Here is an 18939-nt window from a genome sequence, read left to right as displayed (position 1 = left end):
ATGTAAGCCGCGCAAAGCCGCAGGAGTTACCTGTTGATAGCAATCGATTGTAAGAGCGGCTATATTAGCGGTTTGTGAAAAATCTTGAACAATGGAGCAACAATCTAAAAAACATAATCCAAACGACCACCTCGCCAATGAGCGTACCTACCTCGCCTGGGTACGAACCAGCATTGGTATCATGGGGTTTGGGTTTGTGGTCGTGAAATTTTCACTTTTCGTCCGGCAGATCACAGCCGTACTGGGTCACAAAGCGGAGGTACCTTCCACGGGCTACTCTCCCGTAATAGGGATTTTGCTGGTAGGAATGGGCGCACTTACAACACTATTCTCCTACATCAGGTACATCGACACCAAACGCCAGCTTGAAGCCGGGCAGTACTATCACTCCACGCTCCTCGTAAAACTGCTTACTGCTGTTATTTTCGTGATCAGCATGCTGTTGATCTGGTATCTGATGCAGAGTATATAGTTGCTCCAATTTAATGCATAGATATTTCCCTGGGCTCGGTTCCCGGCTTGGCGTAAGCGAGCCTGCCTAAGGGCTGAGGCCTGAAATAGGCGTCCAGTCCGGCAACAGTCATGGTAGCTGCTTTCGCGTGATCGATCGTTCCGTCCTCCCCTACTAGTGCATCTTCCGCAACAATCCGCACAATTTCACCAATTACGATGGTGGTACCATTCAGCTCAACGTCCATCATCTGCCGTAGTTTCAGACCAATGCGCACGGTCGATTGTTTGACGAATGGAGCCGAAAAGCCTTCGGAATAATAAGGTTCAAACCCGCAGGCGTCAAATTCCGAAGTTCCGGAAGGATAGCTAGCACTTGTCTGATGCGCTTGTTTGTACCAGTCAGGCAGCACATTGTTTAATGTATATTCGCCGGTAGCCCTGATATTTTTTAAAGTATCATTGTGCTCCCGCTGGGGCCGCATAACCAGGCCGACGAGCGGCGGATTTGCGCCGAGGTGAAATGCCGAACTGATCACACAAAGGTTCGTTACTTTATCTTCACCCGCCGTGCCCAGCAGGTTCAGCGATTTAAATCCTACAAGACTGTGATCAAATTGATACGGTAAAATTTCTCCATTCCGTCAATCTGCTCGCGGTTAAGGTGTTCCATGTAAATGTGTTTGTTTTGAAAAATGCTATTGAAGTGATTTCATAAAATAGCTCGGTTAATGACGGAAAAGTGACTCAACCGGCGCAGAACTGCCGTTACTTCCTGCCAATGAGCATTCCAGCGAAAGCTTCGGATTCACACCCTCCTTGAATTGGTAGAAGATCCTGACAGGATGGTCGCCTGCTTTCAAATGAACGGAGCCTGTAACCCGCTGCTCTTTCCGGGCTTCGAAACTTCCATCCAGTACATTTGCCTGATGCAGTTTCAGCAAAAAGCCACTGCTTGCAGACATCGCCATTTCGTAAGTGCCGTCTTTCTCAATATGCATCAAACCTTCAACTACAATCAACCCCTTTTTCGTCTTCAATTCAGAGAAGTCCAGAGAAGAAAGGGTACCCTCGCGGGCAGGCTTTGTGTTTTTCAAATCCGCGATCCACGGAAAGTCGCCTTCATAAACCCTGTACTTCAAACCCTGCTTTGTTCCTTTCTGCGACACAGGCGGGATCAGCGCATTGTCGTACGGGCGGGGCGCCTCTTCATCGGGTCGCCTGACCTGCAGTACCTGTGCTTTAAAGTCCTGCTGCATTTGCTTAAATGCCGGATCCGACGCGAGGTTACTCGTTTCCTGAGGGTCTTTCACGACATTGTAAATTTCAAAATCATCCTCTGCCGATTTGATCCCGTACCTTACGCCTGCATAGTCGCCTTTCCGGATCTTCTGCATCTGGTTTCGCTGCCGCGATCGGTGGTTGGCAGAGAATTCTTCGAAGTCGGGCGTTTTGCCATTCTGGCTGTATTCAATGTAAATAAGGCTTTCATTTTTCGTGCCTTTTCCTGTCAGATGCGGCAATAGGGTTACGCCGTCCACGCGCTCGGGCGCGGGTATGTGGGCTGCGTCGGCAAAGGTGGAGAGCCAATCGTGGGAGGCACTTGGGGTATCGATCACCTGGTTGGCCGGGATCTGCCCGGGCCAGCTCACGATGGTAGGAACCCGCACACCACCTTCCCAAACATCCCGCTTGATCCCGTCGAAAGGACCAAAACTGTTGAAGAATTCGGGACTGTAATCCACATACTCTTTGGGAAGATACGATTCGATCGAAGGCCCATTGTCCGAAGTAAATACGACCATGGTATTCTCATCGATTTTCAAATCTTTCAGCAACCTGAAAATATCGCCGACACCATCGTCAATCCGCCGGCAGAGCGTCGCGTAGCGTTTGTAAGTATCAGGCCAGGGTTTCTCCGGGGTCGAGGGATTCTTATCATCATCGTAAGTTGCATTGGCATAATCGGGGTGCATGTACGAATCGGGTGTGCCGCTGGCAGTATTGATCATCTTGCCCGGCGTTCCCACCCATTGCAGTCCACCCTTCAATCCGCCGCCCGCAGGATATGGCTGCGTCGGAAGTTCCAGCACGGCGTGCGGTACATCGTAGGCGAGATACAGGAAAAACGGCTGATCCTTTTTGCCCGAATTTGTTTCTTTGACAATCCAGTTCTTGGCGGCTGCGGTCCAAAGGTCGGTTGTAAAGCATTTATCCAGCCCGTCGGAAACTTCGGTTTTATTTTCCCAAACCTTCTTTTTGCCCCGGTAAATTCCCTCTTTGGGATAATGTTCGTGACCGTCTGCGTGCTTGATGTAAGCATAGGAATAGTCAAAACCGCGGTTTAGCGGGTGGGCAGGCCACTCGGGCTCGGTGGCTTTCAAGCCTTGCAGTCCCCATTTCCCGACCAGCCCCGTTTTGTAACCTGCTTTTTGCAACACATTCCCGATCGTGAATGTGTTCTGCAGTTCCTTGTCAAACTGGTTATCACGCACATTCGCGTGCCCCTGACTTACCCCAAGCAGGATCGACGCCCGCGAAGGAGCGCACACCGGCGCGGCGCAGTAATGGTTTGTGAGCATCGCGCCACCTTTTGCCATCGCGTCCAGACTGGGTGTAAACTGCCAGGGTTCGCTGCGGTCGTTCTTTTTGTTGCGCTGGTTTTGCCAAAAAGCCCCCACATCACCCCAGCCCATATCATCCACCAGAATAAAAATAATATTTGGCTTGGCCACCTTCTTCTTTTGTGCATCAGCAGGCAGCACCGCCAGCACAGCGAGCGCGAGCAGACATTTGCTTACCGCTGATCTCATTTTAAATACATTCATGATACTTTGTTTTTACCGGTCACAGTTCAGGATCTGGTCGCGGCTCAGGTTAATTTGTAACGGGTGGTTGGAATAGCCAAAGATAGTGGCGCTGCGGGTTGAAAGAATGGTTTTCTTATACTTTTCGCAGGTAGTTTGTCATATCCGCATTCAGGCAGCTTACCTAACTCATCCGGCAATTTCTGGTACAAGTAAAACTTACATGACCTCCATCGCCTCCGTTTACTTAAGAAGAACGTTTATCAGGTATAGAATTTTTGTTAACCAAATAGCTGGTTATTCCACTTTCGTACTAACACTTAACTTCCATGATGCGTACCCGAATTTTGTATTCCCTCATTATACTGACCAGTACTGTTTTGATGTCCATGAACCCGGAAGCTAAACACATTACCGAAGGCAGCTGGTATCCCGGACGCACAACCTCCAAAGTCACTATTGCGCCCTGTGGCAACAAATTTTGTGGTACAATCACGTGGATCAAAGACCCTTCCAAGGCAATCAAGAATGGGGAAGTTGGGGCTATGATTTTTAAAGACTTTACGGTCACTGATCAACATACACTGGAAGGCGGAAAGATCTTTGATCCCCGCAATAACAAATGGTACAGTGGCAGGCTGAAAGTGGGAAGCGACGGCAAGCTGGAAGTGCGCGGCTGGGTAGGTATGCCTACATTCGGAAAATCAATGTACTGGACGCGGGCTAATTAGAGAAGTTCAGCCGCCTGGATAACAAATGATTTTATCGAAGGGACTATTTGGATCGGCGGCATTTTTCACTGCAATATTTGACTTCGTCCCACACCTTCTCCCACTTTTTACGCCAGGTAAAAGGCCTTCCGCAAACCACGCAGATTTTTTGCGGAAGGTCCTGTTTTTTGGTCATGGCCATATTTCCGGCAATTAGAGGTACTTTTTGTTTATTAATCCGTGGGGCCGGCGTTTAAAGCTTTTCAAGCAAAGTACGCATCTCTTTCAGTGTTGATGAGATTTCAATGTACTTGTGGGTGTTATCGGCAACAACCATGCTGGAATGCGCATTCTGCAATGTTCCTACTGCTACTTCCAGGTCCTGACAAAAACGGTCACGAAGTAACAAATGCACCCGCTCAATATCATTATTTCTTTCCGTCAATGCTTTATGCATGGCCTTCATCGCGCGGTCTGCTTTTTTGAGCTCAATCAGATTGACCACGTGCCGCGCAAGTACCTGCAAAGCTGATATCTGCTTATCAGTCAGCTCCCGGGGCTGGTTGTCGATCACGCAAAGCGAACCCAGTGCGAAGCCCCGGCTGTCTATCAGCGGTGCCCCGGCATAAAAGATCACATTCGGGTACCCTGTGACCAGGGGGTTGGCTGAAAACCGGACATCATTGCGCGAATCGGGCACGATGAAAACCTGCGAGGGATTCTGGATCGTGTGCGTACAAAAAGCGTATTCCCGCGGTGTTTCCCGCACCGACAATCCAAAATTGGATTTGAACCATTGCCTCGAATCGTCTATCAGACTGATAAGGGAAATGGGCGTCTGGCAGATTTCCGATGCTAATTCTGTGATATCGTCATACTCCTTCTCATGCAGTGTATCAAGGATATCATAGCCTCTCAATGCATTTAACCTTTCCTGCTCTGCCATTTTCAATCATTTTCTGGATTCGATGCAAGATCTGAAACTTTTCGTGAAGCGTTTCGGAAAAGAACAGCCGAGTGCCTGTATTACTTCAATTAGCCTGTTTTTCTCAGTTGGAGCTTGTGCGCTCGCCGGGTAAGGTGGCTCTTTCCCAATAGTCGCAAATTGCACCCAGCTGGTCTTTAAGACCTTCATAGGTTTTTGCTTTGAGATAAAATCCCTGAACCAGGGACATATACGCATCTTCAACATCGCGGGGATGTACCGCGTCCGAAAGAAAGATAAATGGTATTGAACGCCTTTTGAGCGTCTCATCCGAGTTAATGAGCTCTTTTAGTTCCAGGCCCGACATCTGCGGCAAGTGCAGATCGCAGAGTATAATAAATGGCCTTTCAGTTGTAGAACGAAGATAATCGATCAGCGCCTGGCCGTTGTCGAAATTAATTACCTGATTGGAGCAGCCATTGTCTTTAAGTGCATCTGCCACCAGGTATCTGTCGTCGTCATCTCCCCCGACGTACAGAATAGATCCGTTTTGCATGTTTATATGAAGTTTAATTTATAAAAGAAAAAATCGCGCCAGGGAACAATGTAGAACCTGCCCGCTACGAATTCACAGTCTTTGTTCCCCAACTACAATTGATACAATTCCCGCTCACGGTAGTGACTAAACTGCGCCGGCCAAATAATTCTGACTTATCTGGGGATTGTTTTGTACTTTTCTAAAATTAATTCATACTCAACTGTTTTCATGAAAAAACTCTACTGCTTCATTGCGTTCTTGCTTCCGTTTGCTTCTTACGCACAATGCCCCAGCGAAGTGATCCTCCAGGGCCAAGCTTCGGTTAACGACTTCCCCACCGACTATCCCGGATGTACTGCAATACCGAACTACATTGTTATCGGAGGGGGATTTGGATCACCAATTACAGACCTTACGCCATTGAGCGGGATTACCTCCATTGGGACGGCGCTCGTCATCAGCTACAACGCGGAGCTGACTACGCTGGCCGGCTTGGAAAATCTTGTGAGTGTCGGAACGGACATTCAGATTTATGACAATTTGAATCTGATCGAAGTAAGCGCCCTGGCTGGCATCACGGCGATCCCGGGGGAATACCTGGTGCAGAACAATACTTCGCTCACAACCCTCGCCGGGCTGGGTAATGTGCAGACAATCGGCGGCATTACGACCATTGACAAGAACCCTGCACTGACTACGCTGGGAAGTATGGCACTTACCAGCACCAATGAAAAGATCCTGATCCAAAACAACCCCGCACTTACTGACCTGCTTGGCCTGACCAACCTCACAAGCGTCGGCGGCCATCTCGCGATCATCAATAACAAATTGATGACGTCGATCTCAGGACTTACGGCGCTCACGAGCATTGCCGGCGATCTCTATATAGAGGAGGATTCTTCGCTGACGAGTTTGGCGGGTCTGGAAAACCTCACGTCCATCGGCGGGACGCTTCAGGTGAGCGACAATGACTTGCTGACCAGCATTCAGGCGCTTTCGGGCATTACTTACGTTAATGGCGAATTGAATATCTATGCCAATCCATCTCTGACCACCCTCGCCGGTCTGGATGCATTGACGGGTGTCGGCGCGGATCTGGATCTGGACGATCTCCCGGCATTGACCACATTAAGTAACCTTTCTTCATTGACCAGTGCAGGCAACATTTACATTAACGATCTCCCGCTGATTACGAATCTGCAGGGATTGCAAAACCTCACGACAGTAGGCGATGAAATTGAACTTTCAAACAATGATCTATTGGCCAGCATTCAGGAGCTGTCCAATCTTACTTCATTGAATTCCATTGAAATTGATGATAACCCGGTGCTCACATCGCTTACAGGTATTGAAGGTATTACGGTGTACAATGGGGATGTTAATATTGAAGACAATGATTTGCTAGCCGATCTGTTACCCCTGTCAGGTGTTACCCAGGTTGTTGGCTCACTTAACATTGAGGATAACCTGTCATTGACAAGCCTGAACGGGCTTGGCCAGATCACTTCCGTCGGCGAACTTTCCATTGATGGAAATGATGCATTAACCTCGCTCAATGGATTAACACTCACCTCTGCCCCGTACATCCGGATCAGCTATAACAAGCTGCTTGTCAATTTAAACGGATTAGGTACCATCACCGATGTAGTCAACCTGAATATCCTGGAAAACGAGTCGCTGATAGATTTGTCAGGCCTGACAGTATCTCCGACAATGAGCTACATCGACATTGAAAACAACCCTAACCTGTCCACTTTGGAAGGTTTGGAAGCAGTTACATCGGTTGATAACATGCTGATTCTTGGCAATAGAAAACTGACCAGCTTGAAAGGACTCGATAATGTCACGCAAATACCTCTTGGACTCGCACTCGCGGATAACAGGGCTTTAACAGATATTACCAGCCTGTCGAAGCTTACCACAACCGGCGTATTATTTATTGTAGGCGACAGCGCATTGGTCGACCTGCAAGGTCTTGAAGGATTGCAGACTGTCGGAGGACAGCTCGCCATTCTGAATAATCCGGCACTGACCAGTCTGAAAGGTTTGAATGGACTTACCCAGATCGGCGGGTTAGGTGATGTGAGCTTAATACTGGCCAACAACAAAGCGCTGACCAACGTCGACGACCTTTCTGGGTTAAAAGGAATTGAAGGCGGGTTGGTCATTTTCGGTGACAGTGCATTGACGAGCGTCCAGGGCCTGAGCAACCTGGAAGCGATCGGGCCTTATGGTACTTTGTCTATCGTTGGTAACCCTGTTTTGTCCAGCCTGGAAGGTATCGGAAAGTTTGAGAGCGTCAGTGATATGGAAATCATTCTGAACGACGCATTGACAGATCTTTCCGGCCTGGAAAGTTTGGGTACGGTGCTCAACGATCTTACTATCGGAGGAAACAAGGCGCTTACCTCCCTTAACGGACTGAGCGGTTTGACCCAGATCGGCGGTTATTTTACCCTGGAATCCAATGTGGTACTTTCGAGCCTTAGCGGTTTGAGCGCACTAACCTCCATTGGAAACACGCTGGCGGTGACAGACAATACTGAACTGAGTACCTGCGCGGTAATTGGGATATGTGCCTATCTGCAAAATAATGTACCGGGAGCGGCTGTCTTCTATGGTAATGCAACAGGTTGCAACTCAGAAGAGGAAGTGAAAACGGCCTGCGCAAGTCTTCCCGTTACATTGGTTGACTTCTCGGCCGCGAAGCAGGAGGCTTCTGTGCAGCTCCGCTGGTCAACCAGCAGCGAGATCAACAGCGGCCGTTTCGAAATTCAGCACAGCCGGAATGAAGGTCGGTCGTGGGTAACGATCGGTCAGGTGCAGGCGAGTAGGGAGAGTTTTGAATTAAAAAAATATGACTTCGTGCACGTTAAACCTTCCAGGGGTCAAAATTTCTACCGTTTGAAGATCATCGACCTGGACGATACATATGCATTCAGCAGCATTCGTAACGTAGATATGGGCGGATTGAGTGAATTCCTGGTTTATCCGAATCCGGTAGCTGACCAGCTGACCGTTGAGGTAGAGAAAACGGTCACTTCGGGCAAGGTGCAGGTTTACAATGCAGCAGGCGAAATGGTCCTTTCTAAAAACATGACTTTTTTCGAAGAACCTTCCACGCTGGAAATTGCGAAGCTCCCTGCGGGAATTTACACAATCCAGATGCTGAATGGGCAGGGTAAGAACGAGGTGAGAAAATTCATCAAACTCGCGCGTTAAGGAAAATAGTTATCAAGCTTCAAATGCGGCTGAATAGGATTAAAAACCGCATTTGAAGCTTGATTCCTGAATAACAGAATAGCAACTGCAAAAATTTTACATCGCAATCAAAGCTCCGTTTTGCCGCTAATTTTCTGAATGTGGCATTGATCGGCTTTGATGACATAATCCTCCTTTACAACCACCTTACCTGCCCGCTCGCCGATGAACCGGAAGTTGTCCACGCCCCCGCTCAATTTTGGCTGGTAGTTGTCGTCAAGAACAATGTAGTAATTACCTCCCAGCCCCCAGCGCTGCGAATAGCGGATTGTGTCGGAATTAGATAATCTGACGGTATATGCGGTTGTCAGCGAATCGCCGGGCACCAGCAGCGTTACGGCTCTGAATTCTTCGGTGCAATTCACAGCGGGCTCGTTTTTGGAGCAACCGTGCAGCGAAGCCGCAATACAAAAGGTTAATTCGAATGCAAGTGTTCTGATTGTCATATCGCTCTTCCGGGTTAAGTGAGTATTGTAGTTGCCCGGAAGAGACAAAATCTGCAAGCTAACAGTTGGAAGCGCTGCTGAACTAAGCCAGTTACACGCCTGCCCCACCCAGGATTTCCAGCTCTTGCCCCTTACTTGGCGCTCCGTCCAGGATTGGCATTGCCCGCGATATCAGCGCTCTTACCTGATCATGTTTAAGTGAATTGTCATGATCTTCCTTACTGTCCCAGATTTCGGTAACATAAACCGCGTTCAGTTCGGCTGCATCTTTTCCAATCACATAGAGCTTGCATCCTTTTGCATCAGAGACAAGTTCAGATGCTTCCAACAAAATGCCCGCAAGTTCATCTGCGTGCCCTGGCTTTGCAGTTAATTTTCCGTGTAACAGGTACATGAATGATCGTTTTAAAAGTTGATTGTACACCGCCGGTAATTTACAACCCCGATCGCTCCACTTCAACACCGGAAATAGAAATATTGCCTAAATCCGCCCGGGATGCACTCAGGAACATTTCTCCGGGAATGCCTTTGTGTGTGATCTTCACGTTTTTGATTTCAAGGTTCTTCACCGACGTTTCTTTGTCAAAGCCAAAAGTAGGATTGGAATACCGCGTTTCGGTACGTTTCACATTACTGATTGTCAGTTTGTCAAAATCTGAATTTTTGAATGCCAGTACCGCATAAGTTTGGGGTAAGTTGCGTTGGCTCGCGCGACTGTATACATTGGTACCCTCCACATTGGAGACCTTCACATTAGAAAAACTCCCTTTTTTATCAAACAAGCTGTAAAACAGCACAGACGCCATCGCAGTGTTCCCCTTCACATTCTCAATGACCACATTGGATACCCGCGTGTTTTCAAATGTATAAAATGCCACGCCTTTCAAAGATGGAATGGAATCGTAAATCATTTCGGGAAAAATATTCCTGACCGTTACATTGCTGTAATCCCGCGCCGGAAATGGCGACATTTTACCCTGGAAGCTGGCACCGCCGGAAGCAAATGCAATCAGGTCGTCGTTTGTAAATCCTGAGATGTTTTCGATCCGGACATTGTTGCCCCCGCCGGTCACGCCGTCGCCATTGTGGGTCAATGCACTGGTATGTTTACTGTCCCGGAAAGGATTTTGCTGGAAGCGCACATCGTGCACATGCACATCGTCGCATTCCATATAAGCGATGCCCCAGCTGCGCGTACTGTCAATCTGCATATTGCCTACTTCCAGGTTTTTGACTTTATAAAAGAACATCCCGAAACAGAAATCTGAATTGTTGACTCTATCCCGGATTGTGCGTGTTTGTGTAAATGCATTGCCATTCCATTTGCCGCCCAGTACTTTGATATTCTCATTCCCATTCACAATATCCCTGTTTCGCAGCAGGTACTGATTGCAGGATTTTTTCAGCTCGATATATGCTTTCTGATCGGCGATCAGTGTGAAGTTGGACGGGATCAGCAGCGGCGCAGAAATGAGGTAATGCCCTGCGGGGATCTCAAAGCGGTTCGTGCCGTTTCTGGCTGCTTTGTCAATGCCGTTTTGCAGGATTTTGGTCGCATCCTTTTGCGAAAATGCACTGGAATTAATCAGAATGCAGGTGATGAATGCAAATAAGTACTTCAATGCGTAAATCGTTTGGTATGAAAATGAAAAAGCGGCCTGACGTTTTTGAGGCGCAGGCCGCTTGGGTTCACAGCTACTAGTATCCGTTATTTTGTTTCAAACCCGACGACAAGTCGATTTGCGCCTGCGGGATCGGGTATACGCTCATATAAGCCTGCGGGGCGAGATTCACCACCACCGGACTTTTGGAAGCATAGTTGTACAGCCTTTCTTCCTGCTTCATCACCGTGGTGAATTTGCCGGTGCGTACCAGGTCAAACCAGCGCTCGTGCTCGTAAGCCAGTTCCAGCTGGCGTTCCAGCAGGATCAGGTCCATCAAGTCCGTTGCCTCGGTACCTTTATAATTGTGCGTTGCATTGCCAAATGCACGCTGACGCACGCGGTTAAGCTGGGCCAATGCACCCGCTTTGTCACCCAGTGCATTCAGCGTTTCTGCGTAAAGCAGCACCACATCGGCAAAGCGCAGCACAGGAATATCAATCCCCGAAGCGCCATAGGAATGCTTCACGGCATATTTGCTCACGTAAGGATACCAGATCGCCGGTGCATTGGGCTGCGCGGGCGATACCCACCACTCCTGGATCGTAGCCGCTTTACGCTTGTCTCCCTCTTCATATTTCTTCATCAGGCTCCACGAAGGCAGTGAGGTTTCGGCGCCGCGGTCGGTCACGCCTACGATCCCGCCATTGGGTGCGTAATTGGTCGATAAGCCGTGCCCGTTTGTACCGTCAATGTATTTTACCGTAAAAAGCACTTCGCTGTTGTCCTCGGTGGCCAGCTGAAAGAGCGAGGCAAAATCGTTGACCAGTGCATAGTCAAAATCCTTAATCAGCTTTTCAAACTGCGTTTTTGCATTGGCATAATCTTTCCGGTACACATATACCTTGCCCAGCATCCCCACTGCTGCTCCCCTGCTCGCGCGCCCTGTCGCAATCGCATTGCGCAATGGCAGCTTGGCCGCAGCGTCGGTCAGATCGGCGATGATTTGTGCATAAATTTCCTCTTCGCTTGCTTTCGGCAATGCAGCTGCTTCCGGTATCGAGATTTTCTCGGTTACCTTCGGCACGCCGCCAAATATGCGCACCAGGTCAAAATAGTACAGCGCACGCATGAATTTGGCTTCGCCGGTATACTGGTCTTTGGCACCCGCAGCATAATTCGTAGGGTTATCGATGTTCATCAATACCGAATTCGCGCGGAAGATTCCGTTGTAAGTCGAGTTCCAGAATGCGGCTGTCAATGCATTATCCGAGTTCAATGTCAGGAAATCGACATCGTTGGAACCTGCAATCGTCGTGTTGGTCGACATGTACAAGTTGTCGCTCGGCACTTCCATGAGCAGGTAATCAGACGCGCGGCGGCTTTGCAGGTTGTTGTAAATTCCCAGTACCGCCTGGTTGATATCGTTGGCAGTTTTGTAAAAGTTATTGGCAGTCAATACCGATTCGGGCGTCGGGTTAAGTAGCTTGTCTTCGCAGCTGGTCAATCCCAAAGCCAGTGCAGCAAAGCATTTTATGAGGTTATTTCTGATTTGCATGGTCGGTTCAGATTAAAAATTGAAGTTGATACCCAGCGTGTACACCCGGTTGATCGGTGCAGCGCCATTGTTGAAACCCGGCTTGCTGCCTGTTCCTGCAATTTCACCACCCGTATATCCTTCTGGATTGTAGCCGTGGAATTCCTTTTTGGTAAACATGAATGGATTGGCCAGCGAAGCATAGATCCTGAAATTGGACAAATGCGCTTTTTGTACCAGGTCCAGCGGAAGGGTATAACCCAGGTTGATGTTACGCACAGCCAGGAAAGAAGCGTCTTCAATGTAGGCAGAAGAGGAAGACTGGTAGGTAAGCTGGCTCAGCGAGCTGCCTGGCGTAATGCCATTTCCAGTTTCCGTTTGCGACCACCATTGTCTTTCCACAAGCGGCCTTCTCATAGCACCCAGCAATGCACCTTCGTAATATTCATTTTCAAAATTGTAGATCTTGGCGCCTACCGAAGCTTGCATCGCAATGCTCAAATCGAAGCTTTTCCAAGCAAAATTGTTGATCAGACCGAAGTAGGCTTTGGGCTGGAAATTGCCAAGTATCACCTTGTCGGCGGAAGTGATCTTGCCGTCGCCGTCTACATCCTGGTATTTGGGGTTACCCGGCTTGGAGCCTGACAATACCGGCGAATTGTTTACTTCCTCTTGGTTTTGCAGCACACCTATCACCTTATAGCCATAGTAAGAAAACATCGGCTGACCCAGTCGCAGGATCCAGCCCATTCCGTACGTGTCTGTTGTAATGCGCTCCTGCACGCCGCCAAGATCTTCCACCGTGTTGACGTTTTTCGCCATGTTAAACGAAGTCTCCCATTTGAATGCGCCTGTCAGGTTTTTGGTGGTCAATTCTACTTCGAAACCTTTGTTACGCACAGTTCCCACATTCGATAATGAACTTGTAAAACCGGTGATTGAAGGAATGGATACATTGTAAAGCAAACCATTGGTTTTCTTGTCATAATAATCCAAAACAAGACTAATGCGGTTTCTGAACAAACCTAATTCAAGACCTACGTCGTAGCTTGACGTTTTTTCCCAGCTCAGGCTGTTATTACCATAAGAAACCTGCGTCTGGCCTTTGGTAAGGGTGTTATTGGGTGCATAATACACGTCGCCGATTTGTCCAAGGTATTCAAAATCGCCGATGTTGAAGTTACCAGTCGCACCATAGCTTGCGCGAAGTTTCAGTTCACTTACTGCCGAAAGACTCTTCATAAATTCCTCCTGTGACACGCGCCACGCTACCGAGGCAGACGGGAAGTATCCCCATTTGTTATCCGGTCCGAAACGCGAGCTACCGTCTGTGCGGATAGAGGCAGATAGCAGGTATTTGTCTTTGAAACCATAATTCACCCTGCTGAAATACGAGATCAGCCCCCATTGCGACCTGGTGGAATTGGTAGCGGAAGGATTGATGATCGCATTGTTGAGCGTGCGGATAATGTCGTTGTTAAATGAACCGTTCACGGCCGCCATGTTCGAATTACTTGAATTGAACTTCTGGTAAGAAGCCCCAGCGATCGCGCTCAATGTATGCACTTCTTTGAAGGTCGTATTGTAGCTCAACACGTTCTCATTTGCGATGCTGTAACTGCTGCTCTGCGCCAGTGAACCCGAGTTCAGGTTGGTGCTCTGCGCCCAGGAAGCCTGGAAACGGTCTGTCTGGTTAGAAGCCAGGTTGGTACTGATCGACGAACGTAATGAAAGACCCTTCGCCAGGTTCAGGTTCAAAAATGCTTCGCCGAGGTTGTTGACCGTAGTTCCGTAGTAATGCGAACCTTCCAGCGTCGCCATCGGATTGGCCTGTCCGCTCACCACCGCGCCCCAGTAAGAACGAGAGTTGGGATAAGTACCGTCCGGGTTTTGCACCGCTACAAAGCTTGGGAATTTGATATAGTTGTTAATGTCGGTAGAAGCGAAACGCCTTTTTGAATAAGAGGGATTGAGCATAAAGCCCAGGCTCACCACCGAGTTGACGGTCACATCCACATTGGCGCGCACGCCGTAGTTTTTATACCAGGTGTTTTTCAAAGTTCCCTGCTCGTCTTTCAGCGTACCTGATACATAGTAACGCACGTGGTCTGTGCCACCGCCTACCGAAAGGTTGTAGTTCTGCACTGTGGCGCTGCTGAGTACCTCATCTTCCCAAACCACATTGTTGCCGTTTTTCAAAACATCACTCACCTGATACGCATTGGGCCTGCGCGGATCGTTCCAGACTGGCAAAGTAGGATCTCCGCCTATCCACACGTATTCGCGGTTTTGGTAGCGTACTGCATAATCGTAGTACTCCTGCCCTACCAGCCAGTCGCCATGCTTTTTCGGACTAGCTACACCTGCGTATGCATTGAAATTGAATTTTGCCTTGCCTGATTTCCCTTTTTTAGTTGTGACAATAATCACCCCGCCTGCACCGCGTGAACCGTAGATCGCCGCCGCCGAAGCATCTTTCAACACTTCAATGGATTCGATATCATTGGTACTGATGCTCCCCAGGCTACCGCCCGGAAATCCGTCGATCACCACCAATGGATCGTTACCTGCGTCAATGGAACTCGCTCCCCTGATCCTGATCAAAGGGGCGCTGCCCGGCGAAGTATTGGTTTGCGATACATTCACCCCCGCAAGTCGCCCTGCCAGTACTGACTCCGGCCTACCTACGGGAATCTGATCGAGAACGGTATTCTCCACTTTGGATACCGCCGCCGTAACCGAGCTTTTCTTAACAGCTCCGTAACCCACTACCACGAGTTCGTCGAGTACCGTGTTGTTCTGGAGCATGGTCACATTGATCACCGATTTGCTTCCTACCGGCACTTCGTTTTTTTCGTAGCCGATAAACGAAAAGGTAAGCACATCACCCGCGCCTGCCTGGATCCGGTATTTACCATCTGCATCGGTGGTAACCCCTTTGCTGGTACCTTTGATCACGACGCTCACACCGGGCAGCGATACATTGCCGACACTATCGACAACAATACCGGAAACGTCTCCGGCATTTTGCGCGTAGCCCGTGATGCTCAGGAGCATCGCCAGCAAAAAAGCAGGCAATGTCCATTTTTTGTAGAATTTCAATCTGTTCATACGGAATTGGGTTTATTGGTTATCAGAAAAAAACCTTCCCGTGCACGTGCCCGGGGTACTTCATATAAAAAATCACCGGGACCTTACGGTCTTGACTTCCCCCTCAGTAACTGCATCAAGCTGGTTGCCAAAGCTTTGTCGTACATAGGTTGCTATCTCGGCCAGCTGGGTATCCGTCAGAAACGCCATAGCCGGCATGTGCTGGTCGTAAGATTTTCCATTCACTTCTATTTTGCCCGAAAGGCCTTTGAGCATGATCTGGATAAGCTGTTCCTTATCCTTTACCTGCCCGGTTCCTTTTAGCGGCGGAAACACTTCGGCTACTCCTTCCCCATTTTGTTTGTGGCAAGAAGCGCAATACTGGTTATACAGCCGCTGCCCCGGGGGTACCGCCGGTAATGCAGCTGTTTGCGGCTCGGTATCTCCCTTTTTGCCGGGCGTGATCCGCAGGATCTGATCGTCTGCCGGTTTGGGAAATCCTGTGGCAGGGTTCCAGTCGCGGTTACTGGTGGAAACATAGATACTCCCATCGGGCGCGACACAAATGTCCCGCAGCCGGCCATACTGTGCGTCGAGTACAATGGTCTCCAATTCGATCTTTTTACCCGTTTTATCCAGTTTGAGAATGCGAAGGTCGCTTTCTTTCAGGGTTGTGAGTAAAATGGCATTCTTCCATTCCGGGAAGAGGCTGTTATTGTAAAAAGCAATTCCAGCTGGTGCAATCGTCGGTGTCCAGGATTTAATGGGTTCAATGATTTTTACTGAATCACAAAACTGCTTCTCGGCAGGTTGGTCGCAAAAACCTTCCACTTTCGGCCAGCCGTAATTGCCGCCTTTTTGAATGATATTCAGCTCGTCTTCCAGCGCGTCGCCGTGTTCGGAGGCGTACAACATTCCATTTGTCCCGTAAACCAGCCCCTGAATATTGCGGTGTCCCCACGACCAGACCAGGCTTCCCTTGATGGGATTATCGGCCGGTGCAGTACCGTCCATGTTCATGCGCAGTACTTTCCCATTCAGCGATTTCGTATTCTGCGCATTTGTAATCGTGATCGCGTCGCCGGTCGCAAACATCAGCTTTCCGTCTGGTGCAAAAACGAGTCTGGAACCATTGTGCCCCGTGTGCGCCGGAATTTCAAGCAGCGTTTTCGGATCGGTTAACTTGTTGTTTTTGTAGGTAAACCGCACCAGCTTCGTCGTAATCAGCGAATCCTTTTTACACATATAATCAACGAACACAAACGGTTTGCGCCTGAAATCAGGGTGGATCGCCATTCCCAGCAATCCCAGCGAGCGGTACCGGTACACTTCATCGATTTTCAAAAGCAGCGTTTTCTCACCTGTTTTGGGGTTTATCCGGCTGATCGTGCCGCTTTGTTCTGTTAGCCAAAGCTGATCATCAGGCCCCCAGATCATTTCCCAGGGTACATTCAAACCGGAAGCTACGGTGGTAACTTTCAATGGCGTATCAACAAATGCATCCCGCTGCGGTACATTCTGATAGTTCCTGAAATGCCACATGCCCGCCAGGATCAATCCTGCTGCTAGCCGATACACCGCTGTCATACTAGATCAGATTGACTTCCTTCTCCAAAAATGCACCTACAAATTCATCATCAACCAAATGCGGGTAAGCTTTGGTAACCCTCGTAATTTCCTCCGCCTGACCAGGTGAAAGGTCTTCTTTGGGGTTCAATGTCCAGATTCCCTCCATGAGTCCCTGTCTTCTGAGCACTTCGTGTACGCCGGTAATGCAACCGTGAAAGTTGTTTGCAGGGTCGAAAATTGCCGCATTCATATCAGTCACTTCCACATTGGCGCTGAGCAGCTTTGCGATGGCTTCCTCAGATCCGTTGACTGCTTTTTTAATTTCTGCCAATAACTGCACAGACCTTTCTGTCCAAACGGCATAATGTCCCAGCAAACCACCTACAAACCGCTTTTCGACTTTCGCTCCATTCACATCAAACACAAACGGCGTTAGCAAATCGGCCACAATATTGTCGTCGTTTCCGGTATACAATGCAATCTCATCTTTCCGCGAAGAGCAGGCGACCGCGCGAACCACGTCGATTGTCTGGTACCGGTTAAATGCAGCTACTTTGATCGCAGTCACATTCGGTATCTCTGCAAATTTTTGCCAGAATTCATAGCTGAAAACCCTGCCTCCCACTGCCACCTGCAGATAGAAGCCGAACACGGGAATTTTCTCAGCTACCTTTTTCACGTGTGCGATAATCTCATCCTCAGGCTCTGTCCTGAATGCGGCCATACTCACCAGTCCGAGATCGTAGCCGTATTGAAGGGCTATATCCGCTTCTTTCAGCGCCTGCTCCGTTTTGCCGCAGATACCTGCTACTTTGATAAAAGGTCTGTCCAGCTCCGCCTTGTCGATTTCTTCCGCAGTCATCGCGAGTACTTTTTCAAACAAATTGATCTCCGGATCGCGGATCTCAAACTGCGTTGTGTGCACGCCGATCGCCACGCCACCTGCGCCGCTGGCCATGTAATACCGCGTCAATCCGCGCTGCCTGGCTTCATCCAGTTGCAGCTCACGTGTCAATGCAAGCGGGTGTGCCGGAATAACCGTTCCTTCAAACAGCAGCTTTTTCTTCTGTTCGTTCAACATTTTGTATGCGATTTTACTGATATACCAACTCTATTTTCTTCCTAAAACTGTCCTTTTCTTTCCTGGAAATGGGTGGGCTTATTGATGGTTTTGCCACCTTCCAAAAGCCACTGCGCAGTAATGCCGATCATCTCTTTCAATGTAGTCCGCGGATAGCCGAATAAACGGAATGATTCAGCAGCGTTACTCAGCAATGCAGTGGGCTGTTCCTCCCCTAAAAATGTTGGTTCGGTATTGAATATACGTCCGAATTCCGATGCCAGCCAGCGGAGGGAAACGGTCTCGGGCCCGGTGATGTTCAAAAGCTTCGCGGGCGCCTCGCAATGCAGCAGCGAGCGGATCGCCATTTCATTGGCGTCGCCCTGCCAGATTACATTCACATGTCCCATACTTACGTCGATCGGCTTTCCGTTCAGTACCGATTTGGCAATTTCAAGCAGTACGCCGTACCGGAAATCAATGGCGTAGTTCAGGCGGTAGATCAAAAGCGGTGTGCCGTAAACGGATGAAAAGTATTGGAACAAACGCTCGCGGCCGAGACAAGACTGTCCGTACTCCCCTACCGGATTCGCTCGCAGCTCCTCGGTAGCGCCGCCCGAGTTCACAGGCGTAAACGGATATACATTGCCCGTAGAATACACCACAATGCGCGACCTGCGGAACTTCTCGGCTACGCGGCCGGGCAGGTAGGTGTTCATCGCCCAGGTATAAGGCTCGTTGTTGGAGGTACCAAACTTGGTACCAGCCAGGTACAGCACATTTTCAATTTCAGGGAGGTCGTGCAACTGGGTATCATCCAGGATATTGGCAGAAATGGTGTCGATACCTTCTGCATTCAGCTCCGCGGTCAGGCCGGGTTCGCTGAAACGCGATACTGCCACCACACGCTTGTCGAGACCGGCGCGTTCAATCGCCTGTTTCGCA

At 49.2% G+C, this 18939-nt stretch carries 16 protein-coding genes; 3 read left to right on the top strand and 13 right to left on the bottom strand.

Annotation, left to right across the window (positions count from 1 at the left end):
- Window positions 1–91: 91 nt before the first annotated feature.
- Complete coding sequence (locus ACTIE6_RS25985) at window positions 92–472, top strand: YidH family protein (RefSeq protein ID WP_439559399.1); 381 nt, start codon at window positions 92–94, stop codon at window positions 470–472.
- Between the two features lie 10 nt (window positions 473–482).
- On the opposite strand, the gene ACTIE6_RS25980 is transcribed toward ACTIE6_RS25985, so the two are convergent.
- Window positions 483–989 carry a flavin reductase family protein gene (locus ACTIE6_RS25980; RefSeq protein ID WP_439559398.1) on the bottom strand — a complete coding sequence of 169 codons (507 nt, stop codon included), beginning with the start codon at window positions 987–989 and terminating at the stop codon, window positions 483–485.
- 189 nt (window positions 990–1178) lie between these two features.
- Window positions 1179–3263, bottom strand: a complete 2085-nt coding sequence (locus tag ACTIE6_RS25975; RefSeq protein ID WP_439559397.1) for a sulfatase-like hydrolase/transferase — start codon at window positions 3261–3263, stop codon at window positions 1179–1181.
- 323 nt (window positions 3264–3586) lie between these two features.
- Here ACTIE6_RS25975 and ACTIE6_RS25970 point away from each other — a divergent pair, with 323 nt between their 5' ends.
- Window positions 3587–3988: a DUF2147 domain-containing protein gene (locus tag ACTIE6_RS25970; RefSeq protein ID WP_439559396.1), complete on the top strand. Its 402-nt coding sequence runs from the start codon at window positions 3587–3589 to the stop codon at window positions 3986–3988.
- 43 nt (window positions 3989–4031) lie between these two features.
- On the opposite strand, the gene ACTIE6_RS25965 is transcribed toward ACTIE6_RS25970, so the two are convergent.
- From ACTIE6_RS25965 to ACTIE6_RS25955, 3 genes are all read right to left on the bottom strand, one after another.
- On the bottom strand, window positions 4032–4169 hold the full coding sequence (locus ACTIE6_RS25965; protein ID WP_439559395.1) for a DUF2256 domain-containing protein: 138 nt from the start codon (window positions 4167–4169) through the stop codon (window positions 4032–4034).
- 51 nt (window positions 4170–4220) lie between these two features.
- Window positions 4221–4913, bottom strand: coding sequence for a GAF domain-containing protein (locus tag ACTIE6_RS25960; protein WP_439559394.1), 693 nt, complete (start codon window positions 4911–4913; stop codon window positions 4221–4223).
- A 103-nt stretch (window positions 4914–5016) separates the two neighbouring features.
- Window positions 5017–5448, bottom strand: coding sequence for a response regulator (locus ACTIE6_RS25955; protein WP_439559393.1), 432 nt, complete (start codon window positions 5446–5448; stop codon window positions 5017–5019).
- Between the two features lie 210 nt (window positions 5449–5658).
- Here ACTIE6_RS25955 and ACTIE6_RS25950 point away from each other — a divergent pair, with 210 nt between their 5' ends.
- Window positions 5659–8652, top strand: a complete 2994-nt coding sequence (locus ACTIE6_RS25950; protein WP_439559392.1) for a T9SS type A sorting domain-containing protein — start codon at window positions 5659–5661, stop codon at window positions 8650–8652.
- Window positions 8653–8759: 107 nt separating this feature from the next.
- On the opposite strand, the gene ACTIE6_RS25945 is transcribed toward ACTIE6_RS25950, so the two are convergent.
- The 8 genes from ACTIE6_RS25945 to ACTIE6_RS25910 all read right to left on the bottom strand — a co-directional run.
- Complete coding sequence (locus tag ACTIE6_RS25945) at window positions 8760–9137, bottom strand: hypothetical protein (protein ID WP_439559391.1); 378 nt, start codon at window positions 9135–9137, stop codon at window positions 8760–8762.
- A 91-nt stretch (window positions 9138–9228) separates the two neighbouring features.
- On the bottom strand, window positions 9229–9531 hold the full coding sequence (locus ACTIE6_RS25940) for a putative quinol monooxygenase (RefSeq protein WP_439559390.1): 303 nt from the start codon (window positions 9529–9531) through the stop codon (window positions 9229–9231).
- A gap of 40 nt (window positions 9532–9571) precedes the next feature.
- Window positions 9572–10759, bottom strand: coding sequence for a glycosyl hydrolase family 28 protein (locus ACTIE6_RS25935; protein WP_439559389.1), 1188 nt, complete (start codon window positions 10757–10759; stop codon window positions 9572–9574).
- A 76-nt stretch (window positions 10760–10835) separates the two neighbouring features.
- Window positions 10836–12296 (bottom strand): RagB/SusD family nutrient uptake outer membrane protein, encoded by a 1461-nt coding sequence (locus ACTIE6_RS25930; protein WP_439559388.1) that lies wholly within the window; start codon window positions 12294–12296, stop codon window positions 10836–10838.
- Window positions 12297–12308: 12 nt separating this feature from the next.
- Window positions 12309–15386 (bottom strand): SusC/RagA family TonB-linked outer membrane protein, encoded by a 3078-nt coding sequence (locus tag ACTIE6_RS25925; RefSeq protein WP_439559387.1) that lies wholly within the window; start codon window positions 15384–15386, stop codon window positions 12309–12311.
- A gap of 72 nt (window positions 15387–15458) precedes the next feature.
- Window positions 15459–16952, bottom strand: coding sequence for a PQQ-dependent sugar dehydrogenase (locus ACTIE6_RS25920; protein ID WP_439559386.1), 1494 nt, complete (start codon window positions 16950–16952; stop codon window positions 15459–15461).
- Between the two features lies 1 nt (window position 16953).
- The gene (locus tag ACTIE6_RS25915; RefSeq protein WP_439559385.1) at window positions 16954–18015 is read right to left on the bottom strand and encodes a dihydrodipicolinate synthase family protein; all 1062 of its coding nucleotides are present in this window, start codon (window positions 18013–18015) and stop codon (window positions 16954–16956) included.
- Window positions 18016–18056: 41 nt separating this feature from the next.
- On the bottom strand, window positions 18057–18939 hold an 883-nt coding region (locus tag ACTIE6_RS25910), incomplete at its 5' end, for an NAD-dependent epimerase/dehydratase family protein (RefSeq protein WP_439559384.1).

Source organism: Dyadobacter sp., assembly GCF_051859145.1.
Classification (GTDB): domain Bacteria; phylum Bacteroidota; class Bacteroidia; order Cytophagales; family Spirosomataceae; genus Dyadobacter.
This window is presented reverse-complemented; position numbering and strand designations above follow the sequence as displayed.

Bases quoted from the DNA above. Each gene is read 5' to 3' on its own strand.
- ACTIE6_RS25985 (WP_439559399.1), top strand. From the start codon at position 92: ATGGAGCAACAATCTAAAAAACATAATCCAAACGACCACCTCGCCAAT.
- ACTIE6_RS25975 (WP_439559397.1), bottom strand. From the start codon at position 3,263: ATGAGATCAGCGGTAAGCAAATGTCTGCTCGCGCTCGCTGTGCTGGCG.
- ACTIE6_RS25970 (WP_439559396.1), top strand. From the start codon at position 3,587: ATGATGCGTACCCGAATTTTGTATTCCCTCATTATACTGACCAGTACT.
- ACTIE6_RS25965 (WP_439559395.1), bottom strand. From the start codon at position 4,169: ATGGCCATGACCAAAAAACAGGACCTTCCGCAAAAAATCTGCGTGGTT.
- ACTIE6_RS25960 (WP_439559394.1), bottom strand. From the start codon at position 4,913: ATGGCAGAGCAGGAAAGGTTAAATGCATTGAGAGGCTATGATATCCTT.
- ACTIE6_RS25955 (WP_439559393.1), bottom strand. From the start codon at position 5,448: ATGCAAAACGGATCTATTCTGTACGTCGGGGGAGATGACGACGACAGA.
- ACTIE6_RS25950 (WP_439559392.1), top strand. From the start codon at position 5,659: ATGAAAAAACTCTACTGCTTCATTGCGTTCTTGCTTCCGTTTGCTTCT.
- ACTIE6_RS25945 (WP_439559391.1), bottom strand. From the start codon at position 9,137: ATGACAATCAGAACACTTGCATTCGAATTAACCTTTTGTATTGCGGCT.
- ACTIE6_RS25940 (WP_439559390.1), bottom strand. From the start codon at position 9,531: ATGTACCTGTTACACGGAAAATTAACTGCAAAGCCAGGGCACGCAGAT.
- ACTIE6_RS25930 (WP_439559388.1), bottom strand. From the start codon at position 12,296: ATGCAAATCAGAAATAACCTCATAAAATGCTTTGCTGCACTGGCTTTG.
- ACTIE6_RS25925 (WP_439559387.1), bottom strand. From the start codon at position 15,386: ATGAACAGATTGAAATTCTACAAAAAATGGACATTGCCTGCTTTTTTG.
- ACTIE6_RS25920 (WP_439559386.1), bottom strand. From the start codon at position 16,952: ATGACAGCGGTGTATCGGCTAGCAGCAGGATTGATCCTGGCGGGCATG.
- ACTIE6_RS25915 (WP_439559385.1), bottom strand. From the start codon at position 18,015: ATGTTGAACGAACAGAAGAAAAAGCTGCTGTTTGAAGGAACGGTTATT.